Raw genomic sequence first — 19486 nt, forward strand, 5'->3', positions numbered from 1 at the left:
GGACGGGGGTGGGGGTGGGCGCCGTGGCGTAGACAACGGTAATCAGCGAGCCCTTCGGCACGGTTCCCGTGGGGTTCAGTTCCACCACCGTTCCAGGCGTATCGGTGCTGCTTTCCTGCGGAAGGACAGTCACCTGCAGGCCCAGACGTTCAAGTTCCGTACGGACCTGGCGGTAGTCCTTCCCCAAGTAGCCGGCCGCCACCACGTTGACGGTGGTCTGCGTTGGCGTCGGTGTCGGAGTAGGCGTCGGCGTGTTGCGTGTAGGCGTCGGCGTGGCCGACGCCGTGGACGGCGTGGGAGTGGCGGACGACGGCGGTGCGCTGCTGGCAGTGGCGCTGGAGCTCGGGTTGCCGGTCGGCGAGAAGAGCCCCACCTGGTTCAGGAGGAACCCCACCAAAGCAAAGAGGAGCAGCAGGATCAGGGCCACCAGCGGCCAGGTCCAGGGACTGCGTCCTTTGCGCCGGGGCTCATCGGTGGGCTCGTCGTCGTACGTGTCCTCGTTCTGGTCCCAGTTCCTCTCCGCAGCCACTCCCGCGGCCGCGCCGGCCTCGGCCGCACCAAGCACCGGAAGGGCTGATGTTGCAGTGGGGGCTGAGTCGCGCTGTGCGCCAATGACGCCGGTGGGGGCTGTAGCGGTGTCAACGGGCGCGGTGATGGGGCCGGTATCGCCGTCGAAAAGGAGCATGCCTGGCACCGCGGCGCGGGCTGCGTTCACATCCCCGTTGCGGATGGCCTCGGCGGCCTCGGCGAGTTTGATGGCATTCGCCGGCCGGTCCTTGGGGTCCTTGGCCAGCATGGACATCAGGAGTGCCCGGACCGGGGTGGGCAGGCTTTCCGAAAGGGGCGGCGGAGCGTCATTCACCTGCGCCAGGGCAATGGCGATCTGTGATTCGCCGGAGAACGGACGGTGGCCGCTGAGGCATTCGTACCCGATGACTCCAAGGGAGTAGATGTCCGAGGAACCGGTGGCGGTCTGTCCTGTTGCCTGCTCCGGCGCCAGGTACTGGGCGGTCCCCATGACCTGTCCGGTCTGGGTGAGCGGCACCTGGTCGGCGAGGCGGGCGATGCCGAAGTCGGTGACCTTGACCCGGCCGTCAGGGGTGATCAGGAGGTTGCCGGGCTTGACGTCACGGTGGACCAGGCCCTGTGCGTGCGCAACGGCCAGGGCGCGGGCGGTCTGCGCGATGATCGAAAGCGTACGGTCCGGCGAGAGTACCTGTTCGTGTTCGATGATGCTGCTCAGCGGCTGGCCGGGAACCAGCTCCATGACCAGGTAGGCCGAGCCTTCTTCCTCGCCGTAGTCGAAGACATTGGCGATCCCCACGTGGTTCAGGAGTGCGGTATGGCGGGCCTCCGCGCGGAAGCGCTGGAGGAAGCCCGGATCCCCGGTGTACTCCTCCTTCAGCACCTTGATGGCGACGATGCGGCCCAGGACCAGGTCTTTGGCCTTCCAGACTTCCCCCATGCCGCCGATCGCTATCCGCGTGGTCAGCTGGAATCTGCCGCCGAGGGTGATTCCCGTTGTAGGCCTCACTTATTCAACACCGCCTCAAAAATCTTCTTCGCGTTGGGACTGGTCAGCTTTGCTCCCGCGTAGATGTCTACGCCTTCCATGACGATCGTGACACTCACCTGTGGATTGTTGGCCGGGGCGAACCCGGTGAACCACGAGTTGTTGGTTCCGTTACCGAGTTCGGCAGTGCCGGTCTTTCCCGCCACCTGGACGCCGGGGACGGCGGCACCCTTGGCGATGCCGTCCGTCACCACGCTGGTCATCCAGTCAGTGATTTGCCTGGCGATCTCCGGGGTGGTGGACGTCCTGAGTTCGGCCGGCTGCGGCTCATCTATCACCCGCAGGTCAGGGGACCGCAAGGTCTTGATGAGGCTTGGCTGCATCTGCTTGCCGCCGTTGGCAATGGCGGACGTCATCATGTTGACCTGCAGCGGGGTGGCGCGGACATCCTTCTGGCCGATGGCGGACTGGGCCAGCCCGGGGGCGTCCAGCTTGTCCGGGAAGCCGTTGCCCGTTGCGTGTCCAAGCTTCAGCTGGTCCCCGACGTCCTCGCCGAAGCCGAACTTCCTGGCCTGCTCGGCAATGGCGTCGCGGCCCAAATCCAGGGCAATGCTGGCGAATGGGGTGTTGCAGGACTGCTGCAGCGCGAAAGCGAACGAGGCGGTGTCCTTGGTGTAGCAGTTGCCGCCTGCGTAGTTGGGCAGTTTGTACTGGATGCCGTCAAAGGGCATCTCTGCCGGGTTGGGCAGGACGCTGTCCTTGTTGTACTTTCCCGATGCCAGTGCAGCGGCTGTATCCACGAGCTTGAAGACCGACCCCGGGGCCAGGAGCTCACCCGTGGGGCCGCTGACGTTCTGGTTGAGATTGATGCCCGGGACCTTGACCAACTCGTTCATGTTGGTGCTCTCAGCGGCAGCATCCTGCGTGGCCACCAGGTTCGGGTTGTAGGACGGCTTGGACGCCATCGCCAGGATGGCACCGGTCTTGGGGTTGCTGACCACGATTGAGCCGCGCTGGCCGTCCGGAATCAAGCTGTAGGCAAGCTGCTGGATCTGGGGATCGATGGTCAGCTCCACGGATGCACCCTTTGGCTGGTTGCCCAGGAAGAGCTGGCCCACTCGGTCAAGGAAGAGCTGGTCGGAGTTGCCGGCAAGCTCGGCGCCCATGGCCTGCTCAAGGCCTGTGGCGCCGTAGTTCTTTGAGAAGTACCCGGTGATTCCGGCATACAGCTCAGGCTGTGGGTAGGTGCGCTGGAACTTGCAGGTTTCCGAACCGGTCTCCACCGACTCGGCGACGGGCGTGCCGCCCACAATGATGGCGCCGCGGTCATTGCAGTAGTTCTGCAGGATGGCGCGCTGGTTCAGCGGGTTGGTCTTGAGGTCGTCGGCCCCCACCACCTGCACATAGCTGATGGCACCGAAAAGCAGCGCAAACATGGCCACCGCGGCCACCCATGAATGTCGAATCGCCTGGTTCATGCCTGCTTCACCGCCTCGGTTGGAGTATCAATGCCGGTTGCCGCTGCGGCGCCGGTGGGCGGAAGCGGAGTGGTATCCACCGGCCCTCGGGCCGCGTGCGAAATCATCAGCAGGAGCCCCACAATGATCCAGTTGGCCAGGAGCGACGACCCGCCGGCCGCAAGGAAGGGCGTGGTGAGGCCGGTCAGCGGAATGAGCCGGGTGACGCCGCCGATGACCACGAAGCACTGCAGGGCCACGGCGAAGGACAAGCCGCAGGCAAGCAGTTTTCCGAACGCGTCACGGGTGCCCAACGCGGCGCGGAAACCGCGGGTGATGAACAACAGGTACAGCAGGACGACGGCGAACAGGCCGATCAGCCCCAGTTCCTCGCCCAGGGAGGCGATGATCATGTCGCTGTTGGCGAAGGGGACCAGGTCCGGACGCCCCTGTCCAAGGCCGGTGCCCACCAGGCCGCCGTTCGCCATGCCGAAGAGGCCTTCGATGACCTGCCGGCTGCCGTTCTCGTAGACGTCCGGCGAGAAGGCATTGATCCAGCCGTAGACGCGCTGCTGCACGTGGGAGAACACCTGCGCCGCCACGAATCCGCCGCCAATGATCAGGGCCAGGCCAATCACGACCCAGCTGATCCGGCTGGTGGCTACATAGATCATGACGATGAACAGGCCGAAGAACAGCAGGGATGAACCCAGGTCACGCTGGAAGATGAGCACGCCAATGCTTACCAGCCATGCGGTGATCATGGGGCCCATGTCCTTGAACCGCGGGAACTGCATGGGGCCGATCTTGCGGCCGGCGAGCAGGATGAGGTCCCGGTTGGAGGAAAGATACCCTGCGAAGAATATGGCAAGCGTAATTTTGGCGACTTCACCCGGCTGGAATGTCATGGGCCCGACCCTGATCCATACCCGGGCACCCAGGATTTCACCGGCGCTGATCCCCGGGACAAGCGGCAGGATCAGGAGCAGGGCCGAGGCCGCCAGCGAGATGAAGGTGAACCGGCGCAGGATGCGGTGGTCTTTCAGGAAGAAGACAACCGCAATGGCCACCGCCATGGCGATGAGGGTCCACCGGAGCTGGTTGTTTCCGGTGTCCTCTCCGGGGGCGTCGAGGCGGTGGATCATCGCCAGGCCCAGGCCGTTGAGGGCCACGACTATCGGAAGTATTACCGGATCGGCATACTTAGCCCGGAAGCGCAGGACGCCGTGAAATACCAGCGCAGCCACCGCCAGCAGGCTGGACTGGAACCAGAAATCGGAGTCGAAGGCCTTCTCCTGGTCCACGCCCACCAGCATGTTGGCGCCGATGCCGACGGCGAGGGCCAGCAGGATCAGCGCAAGTTCAACGTTCCGGCGAGGCTTGGGCATGGTGCTTACCTGGCTCATTTGGCCGCCTCGCAGGTGATGGTGGGAGTGGGTGAGGGGGTCGGTGTGGACGGAGCAGGCGCAGGAGCGGATGCATCAGGTGCCGGCGGGGGCGCCGCTGCGCTGGCAGGAGGCGCACTGCTGGACGGGGCGGTGGCAGTGGGCGTCGCGGAAGGCTTGGGGCACTCTTCCTCGGGGGAGGTTGTCCCGGTGAGCTCAAGGTTCTTCACGATCCGCTGGGCGTCATAGAGGTCATTGGCGGGAACCGTTTGGCGGACCCGCTGCTGCGAGAACGGCGGGAGCGAATCCATGCGGATATCCGTCACTGCCTCGAGGGAGGAGAGCTGGATGGGACCCAGCCGCTGGGACACTCCGTTGTAGATGGCCACGCGGGAATCGAATTCACCCACGTAGTAGCGGGTCTGGGTCCAGGCGTACCCGAGCCAAAGGCCAATACCCACCACCACAACCACGGCGGCCGCAATGGACCAGGTCAACCAGCGGCGCGGGCGCAGGGACGGCAGGGCCTCTTCCCCGTCTGCCGGGCCGGCTTTGTGCGTGAGCAGCGTTGCAGCCCGCCGGGCCACGGTACGGCCGGCCACGGTGGGAATGGAACCGGATTCGGCGGCAGCAGCCGCAGCGCCCACGAGTTCGTGCGGGCGGGAGGCAAGTTCTTCGCGCAGGACCTCTGCGGAGAGGTGTTCGCCCAGATGGGGGTCGGTGCTGCCGGATTCGGCCGCAGCGCCATCCTTGGCCACGCCATCTGCCGGCTGCTGTGCCGCCGGCGAGCCCGGCACCGTATCTGCCGGACCTGAAGTGGACGATTCCTTGCCCGCGGCGGTGGCGGCAGCAGCTGTGGTGGCCGGGCCGGCATCTGCTTCAGCAGCGGGCGTGCTGCCCTGCACGGGCGGGATGATTTCGACGGCGGCCGTGCTGACGTCGTCGGGCGTTTCCTCGACGATGTCCACCATGACCACGGTGACGTTGTCCGGGGAACCGGCCTCGAGTGTCAGTTCGACGAGGGTTTCGGCGCACTCATGCAGGTTGTGGGTTTCGCGGACAGTCCGCTCCACGGCATGGGCCGCAACGTAGTTCAGGCCGTCGGAACACAGCAGCCAGCGGTCACCCGGGCGGGCATCCAAGGTGTCCAGATCCAGTTCCGGGCTGGCATCAACGTCGCCCAGGACGCGCATGAGGACGTTCTTGTGGGGATGCGTTTCCGCTTCTTCGGGCCGCAGCCGGCCCTCGTCAATAAGCCGCTGGACAAAAGTGTGGTCCACGCTGATCTGCTTGAATTCACCGTCCCGGAGCCGGTAGGCGCGGGAGTCGCCAATGTGGGCGAAGTGCAGCTTGTCATCGGCCAGCAGGAGGGCGGTCACCGTGGTGCCCATCCCTGCCAGTTTCGGGTTGATGTGCACCAACTCGGAAAGCAGGGAGTTCGCTGTCTGGATTTCGTCGGCCAAAACCGTTCCGGCGTCCTCGCCGTACTCCGGGCTGTCCAGGTGGATCATGTCCAGGACTGTCGCGGCCGAGGCGACGTCACCGCCCGCATGGCCGCCCATGCCGTCAGCCACCACAGCGAGGTGGCGGCCGGCGTAGGCGGAATCGTCATTCTTGGAACGGATCCTGCCGACGTCAGAGCGTGCGGCGAAGCGCATGATGAGGGGCCGCTGAGCCGGACTGGAGCCGGTTGCGGGGTTTTCAGCCTCGGCCACGGTTACGGCCTCAATTCAATGACCGTCTTGCCGATTCTCACGGGTACCCCTGGCTCGACGGGCAGGGCACGGGTAAGTTGCTGGTCGCCAAGGTAGGTTCCGTTGGTTGAACCAAGATCCTCGATGAACCAGCGGCTGCCCTGCGGGAAGAGCCGTGCATGGCGGCCGGAAGCGTAATCGTCCTCGAGGACCAATGTGGCCTCCTGGGCGCGTCCCAGCAGGATGGGGCTGGCCGCCAACGGGAGGGTGCGGCCTTTGAGCGGGCCCTCCAGCACCACCAGTTCGCGGGCCTGCTGCTTCACGGGCTGCGGAGGTGCTTCGGCCAGTTCAGGGTTGCGCCTGACCTGCCGTGCCGTGGGCGCACCGGCCGCTGCTTTCCGGCCCACCATGAGGTCCCTGCGCATGGCGGAGACGATGCTGAAGATGAGTACCCACAGGAGCAGGAGGAAACCGAACCGCAGCGCGGTAATGGTGAGGTCGCTCATGCGCGGCCACCCTGGTTGGCAGGAAGCAGGCGGAAAATGATCTTTGTCCGTCCCATCGTGATGGTGGAGCCGTCTGTGAGTTCGGTGCTTCCGGAAACCTTTTGGCCGTTGACGTAGCTGCCATTGGTGGAGCCGAGGTCCACGGCACTGGTGGCACCGTTGGCCGTGCGGATCTCCAAATGGCGCCGCGATACGCCTGTGTCGTCGATGTGGATGTCTGCCTCGGACGACCGGCCCAGGATGATGGAGGGGGCATTCAGCGAATAGCGCTGGCCGTCTATGTCCAGCACGGGCTGGAGCCTGGCCGGCTGCCTGCTGGGGGCCGCCGGAACATTGGGCTGGGGCTTCGGCTGGGCCGGGCCTGCGCCCTGGGATTTCTCGGCAGAGGAAGCGATTTCGAAGTCCCCGGCCCGAAGCTGGGAATCACGCCGGAAGGAAATGCGGACGGGCCCCTGCAGGATGTAGCCCTGGCTGCGGACGTGGTTGATGACCACGTCGCAGAGTTCCTCTGCCAGCGGGGTGCCCCATTCCTGCGCGCGTCCGAAGTCATCGTCACTGAGCTGGACGTCGAAGATATTGGGGACCAGGGTGCGCCCGGCCGCCACAGTGAGGGCCTTGTGGTCCACCTCGCGGCGGAGCCGGCTGGCGATCTCCACGGGTTCGACCTGCGCTTTGGAACCGGTGGAGAAGACACCGCGGACGGCCTTTTCAATGCCACGTTCAACCTTGTCCAGCAGACCCATGGTTCTTCTCCTTTCCCCCCGGCTCCGGGGCAGTCGTTGTTGCTGTCCAGCACCTGCAGGAAGGTCCACCGTTGCACGGTGATGCCCGCGGGCAGTGGCCACTCCTACATCCGATACTAATGGCCAGCCCTGCGAATGACCTTAATCCACAACGGCCGGGTGCCGGCAAAAGTTCGGATCACCCGCTGTTCGGGGCTGCCCCGGCGGGGGCTGCCGGGTGCAGCGGCCGAACCCGTGGTGCCTGGTTTTGGGCGGTTTCAGGCCCGGTCCCGGAGGCTTGCGCGGGCGCTCCCGGGCGCCAATTGGTAATTTGCGGCATCTGTCCGTTATGCTTGATCTCGCTGCTTTTACAAGGCACGGAACGGGAAACCGGGCGGGCTTTGTTGGAGAAGTTGCGCGCGAGTGGCGGAACGGCAGACGCGCTGGCTTCAGGTGCCAGTGTCCGAAAGGGCGTGGGGGTTCAAATCCCCCCTCGCGCACGCAAATAAAAGAGCCCCGGTCTTGGACCGGGGCTCTTTTGCGTTTCCCGCATGACACAACCGTTCTGGTGGATGCACCCGCCGGGACACAGCACCCCCGCGTGGACGTTGCACCCGCGCGTTCCAGGGTGAATTGTCCGTTGGCGGGTGTGCTGGGCGCCTGGCCCGCGCCGCTAACGGACGGGACCTAGCTGGACGGGCGCGCCGAAGCCTTGAACCGGCGTCGTGAGTTGGCCAAATGGCTGCGCATGGCTGCCGCCGCGGCCGCCCCGTCCCCGTCGGCGATCGCTTCCAGGATGGAGCGGTGCTCCTGCACCACCTGGTCAAAATGGTCCCGGGCGTAATGCTCGACGCCGGTCATCAGGCGGGTGCGCGGCATGGCAATCATGGTCTGGCCCAGCGCAGCCAGGCAATCGGAGTAATAGGGGTTGCCCGATGCTGCAGCCACGGCCCGGTGGAACTCAAAATCCGATTTCATGGCACGCGCCGGATGGCCGGCACTGTCGGTGAAGGCCTCCAGCGCCGTGCCGACTGCCCGCAGTTGCCGGTCAGTGCGGTTCCGGGCAGCCAGGGCCGCAGCTTCCGTCTCCACGCCCATGCGGAACGCCAGCAGGTGCAGCCGGTCCTCGGTGCTGGCCACCGGCCGGACGCCCGGGACCGCCAGGGGGCCGTCCGACGGCGGCGTGAGCGCGAAGCTTCCGCGTCCGCGCTCGGTTTCCACCAGTCCCTCCGCCTGCAGCCGGGTGAGGGCGGCCCGGACCACGGTCCGGCTGACACCGAATTCAGTGATGAGCGTGTTCTCGCTGGGCAGCTTGTCGCCCGGCTGGATCACGCCGTCCACGATGCGGTTGCGGAGGTCGGCGGCAAGGTCCGAGGTGAGGTTCCGGCTCATGGCTCAAGGTTACGGCGTCCGCCCTAGGCTCCGAACTCAACGCTCTCGGTGGTCCAGGCGCGCGCCTGGTCGCTCAGTGTGATGCCAAGGCCGGGGCGGTCCGGGACGATCATCCGGCCGTCCTTAGTTTCGAGCCGCTCGTTGAACAGCGGATCCAGCCAGTCGAAGTGCTCCACCCACGGCTCGCGGGGGTAGGCGGCGGCGAGGTGCAGATGGATTTCCATGGCGAAATGCGGGGCAAGGCCCAGGCCGCGCTCGTCCGCAAGGGCCGCAAGGCGGAGGAACTGGGTGATGCCGCCGACGCGGGGTGCGTCCGGCTGGATGATGTCGCACCCGCCGGCTGCAATGAGTCCCTTGTGTTCGGCCACCGACGCGAGCATTTCACCGGTGGCGATGGGAGTGTCCAGGACCCGGGCCAGGTGGGCGTGGCCTTCGAAGTCGTAGGCGTCCAGCGGTTCCTCGATCCAGGCGAGGTCGAATTCCTCAAGCCGGCGGCCCATGCGCAGGGCGGTGGTGCGATCCCACTGCTGGTTGGCGTCCACCATGAGCGGGACGTCCCAGCCGATGTGCTCGCGGATGCCGGCGACGCGGCGCAGGTCCTCCTTGCTGTCCGGGAGGCCAACCTTGATCTTGATCCCGCCGATGCCTTCCTCGATGGACTGCGTGGCGCGTGCCTTGACCTCCTCCAGCGTGGCGTTCAGGAAGCCGCCCGAGGTGTTGTAGGTCCGCACGGAGTCGCGGTAGGAGCCGAGGAATTTGGCCAGCGGCAACCCGGCGCGCTTCGCCTTGAGGTCATACAGGGCGATGTCGACGGCGGCGAGGGCCTGGGTGGCGACGCCGGACCGGCCCACGGACGCGCCTGCCCAGAGAAGTTTGGTGTAGATCCGGGCGATGTCGTTGGGGTCCTCGCCGATGAGGCCCCCGGCAACTTCCTTGGCGTGCGCGTACTGCGCCGGGCCGCCGGCACGCTTGGAGTAGCTGAAGCCGATGCCGGAGTGGCCCAGCCCGGTGGTGATCTCGGCGAACAGGAAGACCACTTCGGTCATGGGCTTCTGCCGGCCGGTGAAAACCTTGGCATCGCTGATGGGAACGGCGAGGGGAAGGGTGGCGGTGGACAGCTTGACGTGCCGGATGAAATCGACGGTGCTCATATAGCCTCCTAGGGCGTGATTGGGCTCCTTCGCCCACATCCCTAGGATATAAGTTCAAAACTTGTATTACAAGTAAGGCGGCGGTCCGGTTATTGCAGGGTGCGCTCAGGCCCTGGTGGTTCCGAAGCCTGCGATCAGGGCCTCCAGTCCCAGGCGGAAGGCGGTGTCGGCCGGGCGGCCCCGTTCCTGTCCGGCCGGTACGTCCTGCCCTTCGGCTGAGCTCCGCACGGCGGCCGTGAAGTGCGGAGTGGAGGCGGCCATGGATCCGGAGTCAAAAATATCCTCCGGCGCCGTGACGTCATACGCAGAGCCGAAGATAAAGGACTCCAGCGCCACGATGGCGGGCACAATGCGCTCCTGGGGAAATCCGGCGTCGGAAAATCCCTTGCTGACGGTCTCGTACATGGCGAGGGTCTGCGGGGCGTCGGTCACGGGCAGCACGGCGATCACCGGAATCAGCGGGGTGTGTTCGGCGAAGACGTCGCGATAGCTCCAGGCCCAGGTGCGGACGGCGTCTTCCCACGTTCCGCCGCCGAAACCGGAAACGTCCACCAGCGACATCAGGTGGTCCTCCACCAGGAGCAGAACGTCTTGTTTTGACGCAACGTGGTTATAGAGGGCGGAAGGTGCCACGTCGAGCAGCCTGGCCAACGCGGCCATGGTCAGCCCTTCATAGCCTTTGCGCCGGACCAGCTCCAGTGCAGCTGCCGTGATCCCTGCTTTATCCAGCACCGCCGCCGACGGCCGGCCTGCACGCCTCTTCTGCGCCGCGCCACTGCTGGTGGTGCGCCCCTGCGCGGCTGATACTGTCGGCATCACTGCCCTTTCGTCGGTGTCCCCTGCATTATTCCATCCGGTACTTCCGCTCCCGGCAGGCACCGGCTATAGTTTCAACTAAATGAACGTCATTCATTTAGTGACTCCCGTTACAGCGGGGCACAGAGAGGACATCATGCTGAAGCTGAACCGCGACGTCGTGGTCGTTGGAGCCGGGCCGTCCGGACTCACCGCCGCCCGTGAACTGAAGAAAGCCGGCCTTACCGTCGCCGTGCTGGAAGCCCGCGACAGGGTGGGTGGACGCACGTGGACCGACACCGTGGACGGCGCCATGCTCGAAATCGGGGGCCAGTGGGTCTCCCCGGACCAGACCGCCCTCCTGGAACTGCTTCGGGAACTGAACCTGGAGACCTACCCGCGCTACCGCGAAGGGGAGTCCATCTACATCGGCGCCGGCGGCAGTCCCGTGCGCTACACGGGGGACTCGTTCCCCGTAGACCCGGACACCGCCGTCGAAATGGACCGCCTGGTGGCGCTCCTGGACGGCCTCGCCGCAGAGATCGGGCCCACCGAACCCTGGGCCCACCCCAAGGCGCGTGAACTGGACACGATTTCCTTCCATCACTGGCTCCGGCAGAAGTCCGCCAACGAGGAAGCCTGCAGGAACATCGGCCTCTTCATCGCCGGCGGCATGCTCACCAAGCCCGCGCACTCCTTCTCCGCCCTGCAGGCAGTCCTGATGGCCGCCTCGGCCGGCTCCTTCACCAACCTGACGGACGAGGACTTCATCCTGGACCGCCGCGTGGTCGGGGGAATGCAGCAGGTATCACAGCTGCAGGCGCAGGAGCTGGGCGAGGACGTCATCCTCAACTCGCCCGTGCGCGCCATTAACTGGGAGGCGGACCCGGACGGCGGCCACCGCGTCACCGTCGAATCAGACCGCGCAGTGGTCAACGCCCGCTTCGTCATCATGGCCGTGCCGCCCAACCTCTACTCCCGGGTCTCCTTCAATCCGCCGCTGCCGCGCCGGCAGCACCAGATGCACCAGCACCAGTCCCTGGGCCTGGTCATCAAGGTGCATGCCGTGTACGGCACACCGTTCTGGCGGGACAAGGGACTCTCCGGGACCTGCTTCGGCGCCGATGCCCTGGTCCAGGAGGTATACGACAACACCAATTACGGGGATCCCCGGGGCACCCTGGTGGGGTTTGTTTCCGATGAAAAAGCTGACGCATTGCTTGAACTCAGCGCTGAGGACCGCAGGAAGGCCATCCTGGAATCGATCGCCGGCTACCTGGGCGGAGAGGCCCTGGCGCCCGAGGTCTACTACGAATCCGACTGGGGTTCGGAGGAATGGACCCGCGGCGCCTATGCTGCCAGCTATGACCTGGGCGGACTCCACCGCTACGGCAAGGACCAGCACGCCCCGGTCGGCCCCATCTACTGGTCCTCGTCAGACCTTGCGGCCGAGGGTTACCAGCATGTGGACGGCGCCATCCGCATGGGACGCATCACCGCGGCCCGCATTGCCGAGGTGGCCAAGGTTCCGGTGGCATCCGGCTGGTAAATAAGCATGCTTACTAATAGGCTGGCGACCGGGGACTGTCCCCAACTTTTCGACGAACGAGGTGAGGCATGACTGACGCCCAGAGCATCAGCAAGGTTACTGAGATCATCAACGATTCCAAGATCGGCATGGTCACCACCATCAACGAAGAAGGCGCCCTCGTCAGCCGGCCGCTGGCGGTCCAGGAGGTTAAGGACGACGGCGACATGTGGTTCTTCACGGGCCTTGGCACCTCGCAGGTTGCCCACGTCCGGGCTGACCCCCGCGTCAACGTGTCCTTTGGCAAGAACACCGAATGGGTCTCCGTGGCCGGAACCGCAGAGGTGGTCACGGACCGCGCCAAGATCCACGAGATGTGGAACCAGGTGGTTGAAGCCTGGTTCCCGGACGGCCCGGACACCCCCGAGGTCTGCCTCCTCCGGGTGGACTCGGACTCCGCGGAGTACTGGACCAGCCCGGGCGGAACTGCTGCCACGGTCCTGCAGTGGGTCAAGTCCAAAGTAACGAACAGCCGCATGAGCGTTGGCGAAAGCGGCACTGTGGAGCTGTAGCGCCGGATATCGGCGGGGGCGGGGCGGCTACGGCTGCTCCGCCCTTTTCAGTGCCTGCAGGACTGCCGGCAGCAGCACATCATTGCGTCCCCACACGGGGTCCAGGACCTCCACGTACCAGGAATCAGCCAGCAGGAGGGCCAGGGCATCGTTGGTTTCCCCGGCCCAATCCCGGATCTGTCCGTCTGTCACGGGATTTTCACTGGAGCCCAGCACGGTGGCGATCTCCGTTCCGGCGAGCGTCACGGGAATGGCGGCGCTGCTTTCCTCTCCCGGTGCATGCGCCACGGTCACCAGCTCGGTCCGGGTGGACAGTGCCAGCAGACCCCGCGCGGTTTCGGCGCCGCAGAATCCGGTCACATACTGCCGCTGCGCGGCGCCACCGCCGAGGATGCCCGGCTGGGACTCCTTGGTGAACAGCCCGTTGCGGTTCAGCTCCGCCAAGGCGTTGGCCAATGGCACGGTCTCTGCGTCGAACGCGGCGGCAAGGTGTCCCGGCTGGTATGAACTCCCGCCTTCCAGCCACCGGGCGGTTAGCTCGCCGGCGGCCTCCAGTGTGGTGGCTTGCCGCCAGACTCCCCGGTCCTCCAGGAGCCGGCCGTACTGGTCATGTGCTGGCAGTTCCTCAGGTTTCATCCTGGGATGCTACCGCCGGGCCTCCAGGCCGATCCAACCCTGCGACACAGCACTTAACGTCAGCCGGCCTGCTTCGCCGGCAACGCCGAGGGGATTCCAGCCGCCCGTTCCGCCGCTGCCAGCGAGGAAGCCAGGCTTCCGACAGCTGCAGGGTATCCCTTGTGCGTGGCCGTCCGCAGCTGGTCTGCGGTCCGCATGGCCTTGATCAGCGCCGACGTTTCCGGCCGCCGAACGTCGGTCAATGCCGGGTAGTCGATGCTGCAGCCGGGATCCAGCTCATAGCGCTGCCATCGCAGCATCAGCTCATCATGCTGGATGCGGGCGGCCTGGTGGGCGGAAAGCTGCTCCCTGTGTTCGCGCCGGGCGGCGCGCTTCGCCAGCAGCTTCGGGCTGCCCCGGTAGGCGGCCACGCCGGATGCGCCAGCTGCCCCGGCCAGCACCAGCCCCGCCCATGGTGAAACAAGGGTGGGGATCAACAGGGCCGGAACGGCAACGCAGGAGCCGAGGAAGATGTCCCAGAACAGCTGGTCCGGGCCATCGGGTGAGCTGCCTGCCTGCGCCAGCGACCGTCGTCGTACAACAAACACGGTGCCGGCGACGGCGGCAACCAGGACAGGACCGCACAGCAGGGCCGCCCACACGCCGTGAAGCAGCCCCTGGGTCAGGGATTCCGCCATGCCTGACATCCTGTACCTCCCGCGCCCGTCATTCCCCGAAGGGACGTGGCCCCGGCCGCACAGCCCGGGCTGGTCCTTCCATTGGACCGTTTTCCGCGCACAGCGTCAATGGCTGCACGCCAGGGGACAGGTCACTCCAAAGAGCATCACAGGTGGCGGTACCGTGGGAGCATGCGACTCAAAATGTGCAGCATCCACGTTCAGGACCCGGCGGCCGCCCACGCTTTCTACACCGGCACGCTGGGGTTTGACACCCTGATGGCCATGCCGGAGTACAACCTGTACATCATCAAGGATCCGGGGGCGGAAGACAGCTCGGTGGGGCTGCTCCTGGAACCCAGCGACAACCCCATCGGCGCCAGCTACATGAATGCCGTCCGCGAAGCCGGACTCCCCGCCATCGTCTTTGGCGTACCCGACGTCCAGGCAGAGTATGACCGCCTGCTCGCTGCGGGGGTCAGCTTTAAGACTCCGCCCACCACGGACTCATTTGGGACCAGCGCCGTGTTCGACGACGGTTGCGGCAACTACATCCAGATCCACCAGGACTGACGGCCCGGGACGCACAGAAGCTTGTCCGCGCATCCGGACGCTCTGGCTCCGGACTGGCGAACAAGCTCCTGAAAGTGCTGCGGGTGCAGGCTAGGCCTGTGCGCGGTCCTTCTTGGCCTGCTTCTTCGCGGCCTCGTCCTTGACCCGCTGGGCCTCGGCGCGGACGGCTGCGTGCGTGGCACGTTCGGCGACCAGCCACTGCGGGGGAGCCTGCAGCAGCGCGGTGATTTCCGCCGTCGTCAGCGCTTCCTCCACGCCGGCGCGGGCCAGGCCGCTGATGGATACGTTCAGCTTCTGCGCCACCACGGGGCGGGGGTGCGGGCCGTTGCGGCGGAGTTCGGCGAGCCACTCCGGCGGGTTGGCCTGGAGTTCGGCGAATTCCTCGCGGGTGACGGTTGAATCCTGGAACTCCTGCGGGGTGGCCGGCAGGTAGATGCCAAGTTTCTTGGCAACAGTGGCCGGCTTCATGGACTGGGAGTTTGCAGAGGTCATGCTTCAAGGGTATCCGGGCGGCGGGTACTGTGAAGACGTGCCCGCCGATAACACCCCCACGCCTGATGCCCAGCCCGCTCCTGACGAGGCGGCCCCGCGGGTGCTGCGCATCGCGTATGTGGCAGGGGTGACACCGGGCAAGTGGATCCGCCGCTGGGAGGAGCGGATGCCCCAGGTTCCCCTTGAGGCGTTCATGGTGGACGACGCCGTGCAGCGCCAGGTGCTCGACGGCGGCCAGGCCGACATGGCCTTCGTCCGCCTTCCGATTGACCGGGAGGGCCTCAGCGTCATCCCGCTTTACGAGGAGCAGCCCGTGGTGGTTGCCCCCAAGGGCCACGAGATTTCAGTGTTCGAGGAAGTGGCGTTTGCCGACCTCGCCCAGGAGTCCTTCCTCGATGCCGCAGCGCTAGGCGGACCGGAGGCGGCGCTCCAGGTGGTGGCCTCCGGCGCTGGCCTGTTGGTCCTCCCGATGTCAGTAGCCCGCCACTTCAACGTCAAAGACACCGTGGCGCGCCGGCTCACCGGGGCGGACGTGACCGAAATCGCCCTCGCCTGGCCCTCGGAAGCCACGGACGACGTGCTGGAAGAATTCATTGGCGTAGTACGCGGCCGCACCGCGCAGAGCTCGCGCCAGCCCTCTGCCCAGCCCCAAAAGGTCAAGAAGGAGCCCAAGCCTGACCGCCGCGGCACCGGCACGAAGAAAGCGCCCAAGGTGGCGCAGCGCTATGCTCCCAACCCTGACAAAGGACGCGGCAAGGGGTCCCGGAAGAAGGGCAAGCGCTAGCTCAAAGGGATCGTTGCCGACTGTTGATAGTAAGCCTACTTGCGAATATGTTGCTAAGCATGCTTATTGTAGGGGTGTAGCGAAGCATTGTGACCAGCGCTTCGCCACCTACAGGAAGGCCGCGGCCGATGACCAGCAACCTCGATCCGGATGCCCGGAGCAGCTACCGCCTGATCACTTTGGCGGCGCGGCTGATCCAGCGGCGCCAGGACGATGCCCTGGCCCCCCTTGGCCTTACCCGTGCTGCCGTCATTGCACTGGAAGGCCTGATGGAGGGCCCGCTGAACCAGGAACAACTTGCCGACGCAATCAGGGTCCAAAGCCAAACATTGGGCCGGGTCCTGACGCGGCTTGAGGGGGCCGGCCTTATTACCCGGACCCGGCAGGCCTCGGACCGGAGGCAGCTGAAAGTCGAGCTGACAGAGGCTGGCTCTGCCGCCGTGTCAGCGGCACGCCAGGCGGAGGTTAATGCCTATCCGGATGATCCGGACATTGAGTGGACGGAACTCCGTGAGCAACTGACCAGGTTTGTCCGTGCCGTGCCCCTCAACAGGGATAACGGCGTGCTCCCATTTGCCCCACCGGAGCACCGGTCCGGCCACGCGTCACCTGCCGGGCGGGCAGCCGGTACCCGGGGCTGGGAACAGCCGCGGCAGTAGGGCCTACGACGACGTGACGTCCGGACCCAGGGGCCAGCGCAGGATTGCTGCAACGTTGACTCCCTTGGGCAGGACTGGTCCCGGGACCAGGAGAACGCGGGCGTCCGTCAGCGCTGCGGCACGAAGCAGTGCCGCGGGCGCGGGGACCTCTCCCAGGACTCCGGCCGGCGTCGTGGGAGCCCCCTTGGCTGTGGCAATCCACGGCTCGCCGTCGAGGGCCACCAGGGTTTGTTCGGACAACGCGTCATCATCGAAAGCCAGGACGTCTGCCTGTGCCTGCCGGAGTGCGTGCACCACGGCTTCGATGCCAAGGGCTGCCTGCGGGTTGTCCCGTCCTTCCTGTGCCGCCAGCCTGTCCATGACGTCTTGTTGCTCCTGCGACCACAGCTCGGCAACGTGCTTGTTGACCTGGTCCTCCAAATGGGCGCTTTGGGCGCCTGCGGTATGGGTGTGGGAATCCACTTCTGCCACCAAGGACCTGCCAGCCTCGGAGAGGTTGTCCTTGACCAGGCCACGGGCCCGGATGTCACCCGCGAGCACGATGAGGCGGGCGCCACTGGATCTGGCCACCCGATCGATTTCGGCTGCCACCTCGTCGGCGTTCCGGCGCCAGACGTCCTCGGTGTGGTGTTGGAAGCGCAGTTCCGACCAGCCTCCGCCGTGGAACTTGTGCACGTGTTCGGATTCTCCTGACACGTCCTGCACGGCGGCGGGAAAGCCGGCCCCGGCGCGGTACAGCCGGATTTCCCCGTGTTCACGGCTTACTTCGGCCACAACGTAGGCGAGGTCTTCCGGCCGGTGCTTCACCAGCGGCAGCAGGTCCGGGATGGGCAGCACCGCGACCCGCTCGGGCAGGGCAACGGGTCCGGGAAGCACCTCGTTGACCTCGGTTTCGCCCGCGTGGACCAGGGCGAACCGTGCCACGGGGGAGGGGACGCCGGTTGCGGGCCGGAGCGCCCGTTCCATGGCGTCAATATCGGCGGAGCCTGCACCCGCTGCTTCCAGCCGGGCACGGGTATTTCCGGCCCTGACATCCCCGGCTTCAAGGGTGTCCACCGTTCCGGTTCCCGCATCCACGTAGGCCGTGCACCACGGGCCGGAAATGCGGTAAAGACCGGCATATTTATGCAGGCTCGTTGTCACTTTCCGTCCTTCCCGGCGCATGCGGATGACCTGGAATTTCCCTGTTCCGCCATGACGATCTCCTTCGCCCGTGGCTTACCGCCACAGGTCTGTTGGTTCGTCTTTTCACGGTAGCGGGCGGAAAGATGCCCATGAAGGGCCTTCCGGCCCGTTTGCCGGTCAGGCGCGGCAGGCGTCCTGCAGGGCCCGGACGGAGTCTGTTGGCACCTGGTCACCGGCGTCCGCAATTTGGCCCAGCGGCGTCGTGATTTCGGCAGGAACGCCTGCGGTCCGCGCTGCCGAGACCAGCCCGGCCAGTGCCTGACGGTCCTCGACGCTGACCAGGCCGTCCTGGACCACGTCGCAGATTTGGCGGTTGACCTCCTGGGCGGCGGCGGAGGCTGCCTTGGAAGCAGCATCGCTGGCCGCGGTGCCTGCGGCCTCCCCCACGGCGCCGCACCCCGTCAAGAGCAGGGCGGCGGCGAGGGCAGTGGCGGGGACGGCGGCACGAAGTGTCATGCCTCCAGCCTACCGGCGGCTCTTACCGGCGGGCAGGCACGCCCAGGATGCTGTCCAACAGTGCATTGCGGAATTTGCCCTGGGGATCATGGCCGGCGGCAAAGGCCCGGAAATCGTTAAAGCGCGGGTACAACGCTTCCCAGTCATAGCCGTCCGGCGTGAACAGCTTTCCCCAGTGCGGCCGCGCACCGAAGGGCCGCAGGGCTTCCTCGAGGACCGGCAGGAAAGCCTCCACCTCAGCCTGCAGCGGCTTCCAGGTGAAGTGCAGGGCAACGCTCTGCCGGCGGTGGAACGGGCTGAGCCAGAACTCGTCCGCGGCGCCGGTGCGCACCTCCGAGACGAACAGCAGCGGTGCAAGGTCCGCGGCCAGCGCGCGGACGGCCTGGAGGGCGGCGGGGCCGTGCTCCAGGGGAAGAATGAATTCGCTCTGGAGTTCGTCCCCATTGCTGGGGGTGAACTCGTGCCGGAAGTGCGGCAGCCGGTCCAGCCACAGCCCGGGTTCATCCATCTGCGCAGTGCAGTTCTCCGCCGACATGTCCGGCAGGGGGTGGCGGGGACGCAGTGCGGGGGTCGCCCCGAACAGGTTTTGGAGCGGCGCCTCCCCATCGAGCGCTTTGAGCCAGACCTGGTTGATGCTGTTTCCGGTGTAGTCGGTAAAGAGGCTGACGCTGTAGGCGCTGGAGACGATGGTGGAAAAATCTGACAGTGCGGTGTCCCATGGCAGGTCCTCCAGGACTCTCTGCCGCATCCTGAAGCTGGGCCGCACTGCCAGCTCCAAGCCGGTGACAATGCCCAGCGCCCCAATGCCCACCACGCTGGCCAGGAACTCGTCGCCATCGTCACGGGTCAGCCGGACCTGCTCTCCGGAAGCGCGGACCAGGTCGATCGATTCCACGGCGCCGGCCAGGGAGGGGTTGTCCACGCCTGAGCCGTGCGTGCCGGTCTGTACCGCGCCTGCCACCGAGATGTGCGGCAGCGAGGCAAGGTTGTGGATGGCCACGCCGGAGTCCTCAAGGGTCCGGCAGAGTGCCCCGTAACTCACGCCGCCGCTGACGCGTACTGTTCCTCGGCCGGCATCCACCTCCACCTGCTGTGGCAGGGCATCAAGCAGCACGTGGACGCCGTCCGTGTCCCCCACGCGGTTGAAGGAGTGGCGGGACCCCAGGGCCTTGATCCGCGGCGCGGCGGCCACGATGGAGGCCAGCTCCTCGACGGATTCCGGCCGCCTGACATCCGCGGAGGAGTATTCGAGGTTTCCTGCCCAGTTCTTCATCGAGTGGCTTTCGCTTGGCGGTGGTTTCATCCCACTGTCAGCGCTAACAATCCCGGC

Annotated in this window: 20 protein-coding genes and 1 tRNA gene; 6 read left to right on the forward strand and 15 right to left on the reverse strand. The window is 66.1% G+C overall.

The annotated features are described in order from the left end of the window. The 6 genes from HNO81_RS14900 to HNO81_RS14925 all read right to left on the reverse strand — a co-directional run. A partial coding sequence (locus HNO81_RS14900; protein WP_175318891.1) for a protein kinase occupies positions 1-1534 on the reverse strand: 1534 nt, incomplete at its 3' end. Further along, positions 1531-2991: a penicillin-binding protein 2 gene (locus tag HNO81_RS14905; protein WP_175318892.1), complete on the reverse strand. Its 1461-nt coding sequence runs from the start codon at positions 2989-2991 to the stop codon at positions 1531-1533. The genes HNO81_RS14900 and HNO81_RS14905, both read right to left, overlap by 4 nt. Continuing rightward, the gene (locus tag HNO81_RS14910; protein ID WP_175318893.1) at positions 2988-4376 is read right to left on the reverse strand and encodes an FtsW/RodA/SpoVE family cell cycle protein; all 1389 of its coding nucleotides are present in this window, start codon (positions 4374-4376) and stop codon (positions 2988-2990) included. Before HNO81_RS14910 ends, HNO81_RS14905 begins: the two co-directional genes overlap by 4 nt. Beyond that, positions 4373-6070, reverse strand: coding sequence for a PP2C family serine/threonine-protein phosphatase (locus tag HNO81_RS14915; protein WP_371818280.1), 1698 nt, complete (start codon positions 6068-6070; stop codon positions 4373-4375). Before HNO81_RS14915 ends, HNO81_RS14910 begins: the two co-directional genes overlap by 4 nt. Positions 6071-6072: 2 nt before the next feature. Continuing rightward, the gene (locus tag HNO81_RS14920; RefSeq protein ID WP_175318894.1) at positions 6073-6555 is read right to left on the reverse strand and encodes an FHA domain-containing protein; all 483 of its coding nucleotides are present in this window, start codon (positions 6553-6555) and stop codon (positions 6073-6075) included. Continuing rightward, positions 6552-7298, reverse strand: coding sequence for a DUF3662 and FHA domain-containing protein (locus HNO81_RS14925; protein ID WP_175318895.1), 747 nt, complete (start codon positions 7296-7298; stop codon positions 6552-6554). Before HNO81_RS14925 ends, HNO81_RS14920 begins: the two co-directional genes overlap by 4 nt. 396 nt (positions 7299-7694) lie before the next feature. Here HNO81_RS14925 and HNO81_RS14930 point away from each other — a divergent pair. Further along, positions 7695-7777: transfer RNA gene (locus HNO81_RS14930), tRNA-Leu, on the forward strand. Positions 7778-7964: 187 nt separating this feature from the next. Here the strand turns inward: HNO81_RS14930 and HNO81_RS14935 are convergent. The 3 genes from HNO81_RS14935 to HNO81_RS14945 all read right to left on the reverse strand — a co-directional run bounded on the left by HNO81_RS14935 (position 7965) and on the right by HNO81_RS14945 (position 10636). After that, a complete protein-coding gene (locus tag HNO81_RS14935) occupies positions 7965-8669 on the reverse strand; it encodes a FadR/GntR family transcriptional regulator (protein WP_175318896.1) in 705 nt (234 codons plus the stop codon). 23 nt (positions 8670-8692) lie between these two features. Further along, the gene (locus HNO81_RS14940) at positions 8693-9820 is read right to left on the reverse strand and encodes a mandelate racemase/muconate lactonizing enzyme family protein (protein ID WP_175318897.1); all 1128 of its coding nucleotides are present in this window, start codon (positions 9818-9820) and stop codon (positions 8693-8695) included. Positions 9821-9925: 105 nt separating this feature from the next. Beyond that, on the reverse strand, positions 9926-10636 hold the full coding sequence (locus HNO81_RS14945) for a TetR/AcrR family transcriptional regulator C-terminal domain-containing protein (RefSeq protein ID WP_175318898.1): 711 nt from the start codon (positions 10634-10636) through the stop codon (positions 9926-9928). Positions 10637-10772: 136 nt separating this feature from the next. On the opposite strand from HNO81_RS14945, the gene HNO81_RS14950 reads away from it, so the two are divergent. Then, positions 10773-12164: an NAD(P)/FAD-dependent oxidoreductase gene (locus tag HNO81_RS14950; protein ID WP_175318899.1), complete on the forward strand. Its 1392-nt coding sequence runs from the start codon at positions 10773-10775 to the stop codon at positions 12162-12164. Between the two features lie 68 nt (positions 12165-12232). After that, a complete protein-coding gene (locus tag HNO81_RS14955) occupies positions 12233-12715 on the forward strand; it encodes a pyridoxamine 5'-phosphate oxidase family protein (protein WP_175318900.1) in 483 nt (160 codons plus the stop codon). A 27-nt stretch (positions 12716-12742) separates the two neighbouring features. Here HNO81_RS14955 and HNO81_RS14960 read toward each other — a convergent pair whose 3' ends face one another. Then, positions 12743-13351, reverse strand: a complete 609-nt coding sequence (locus tag HNO81_RS14960; protein ID WP_175318901.1) for a hypothetical protein — start codon at positions 13349-13351, stop codon at positions 12743-12745. A gap of 59 nt (positions 13352-13410) precedes the next feature. Then, positions 13411-14028, reverse strand: coding sequence for a hypothetical protein (locus HNO81_RS14965; protein ID WP_254703502.1), 618 nt, complete (start codon positions 14026-14028; stop codon positions 13411-13413). Between the two features lie 171 nt (positions 14029-14199). Between HNO81_RS14965 and HNO81_RS14970 the strand changes: the two genes are divergently transcribed. Continuing rightward, positions 14200-14580: a VOC family protein gene (locus HNO81_RS14970; protein ID WP_175318903.1), complete on the forward strand. Its 381-nt coding sequence runs from the start codon at positions 14200-14202 to the stop codon at positions 14578-14580. A gap of 90 nt (positions 14581-14670) precedes the next feature. Here the strand turns inward: HNO81_RS14970 and HNO81_RS14975 are convergent, their stop codons facing one another. Next, positions 14671-15072: a DUF5997 family protein gene (locus HNO81_RS14975; protein ID WP_175318904.1), complete on the reverse strand. Its 402-nt coding sequence runs from the start codon at positions 15070-15072 to the stop codon at positions 14671-14673. Between HNO81_RS14975 and HNO81_RS14980 the strand changes: the two genes are divergently transcribed. Continuing rightward, positions 15035-15856 (forward strand): LysR family substrate-binding domain-containing protein, encoded by an 822-nt coding sequence (locus HNO81_RS14980; RefSeq protein WP_175318953.1) that lies wholly within the window; start codon positions 15035-15037, stop codon positions 15854-15856. The genes HNO81_RS14975 and HNO81_RS14980 overlap by 38 nt on opposite strands. A gap of 128 nt (positions 15857-15984) precedes the next feature. Then, positions 15985-16515 carry a MarR family winged helix-turn-helix transcriptional regulator gene (locus HNO81_RS14985; protein ID WP_175318905.1) on the forward strand — a complete coding sequence of 177 codons (531 nt, stop codon included), beginning with the start codon at positions 15985-15987 and terminating at the stop codon, positions 16513-16515. Positions 16516-16518: 3 nt separating this feature from the next. Here HNO81_RS14985 and HNO81_RS14990 read toward each other — a convergent pair whose 3' ends face one another. The 3 genes from HNO81_RS14990 to HNO81_RS15000 all read right to left on the reverse strand — a co-directional run bounded on the left by HNO81_RS14990 (position 16519) and on the right by HNO81_RS15000 (position 19429). Then, a complete protein-coding gene (locus HNO81_RS14990) occupies positions 16519-17658 on the reverse strand; it encodes a Vms1/Ankzf1 family peptidyl-tRNA hydrolase (RefSeq protein ID WP_175318906.1) in 1140 nt (379 codons plus the stop codon). 159 nt (positions 17659-17817) lie between these two features. After that, complete coding sequence (locus HNO81_RS14995; RefSeq protein WP_175318907.1) at positions 17818-18156, reverse strand: hypothetical protein; 339 nt, start codon at positions 18154-18156, stop codon at positions 17818-17820. A 22-nt stretch (positions 18157-18178) separates the two neighbouring features. Continuing rightward, a complete protein-coding gene (locus HNO81_RS15000; RefSeq protein WP_175318954.1) occupies positions 18179-19429 on the reverse strand; it encodes a D-arabinono-1,4-lactone oxidase in 1251 nt (416 codons plus the stop codon). Between the last annotated feature and the right edge of the window lie 57 nt (positions 19430-19486).

This window comes from Pseudarthrobacter sp. C4D7, from assembly GCF_013359725.1.
In the GTDB taxonomy this organism is placed as follows: Bacteria; Actinomycetota; Actinomycetes; order Actinomycetales; family Micrococcaceae; genus Arthrobacter.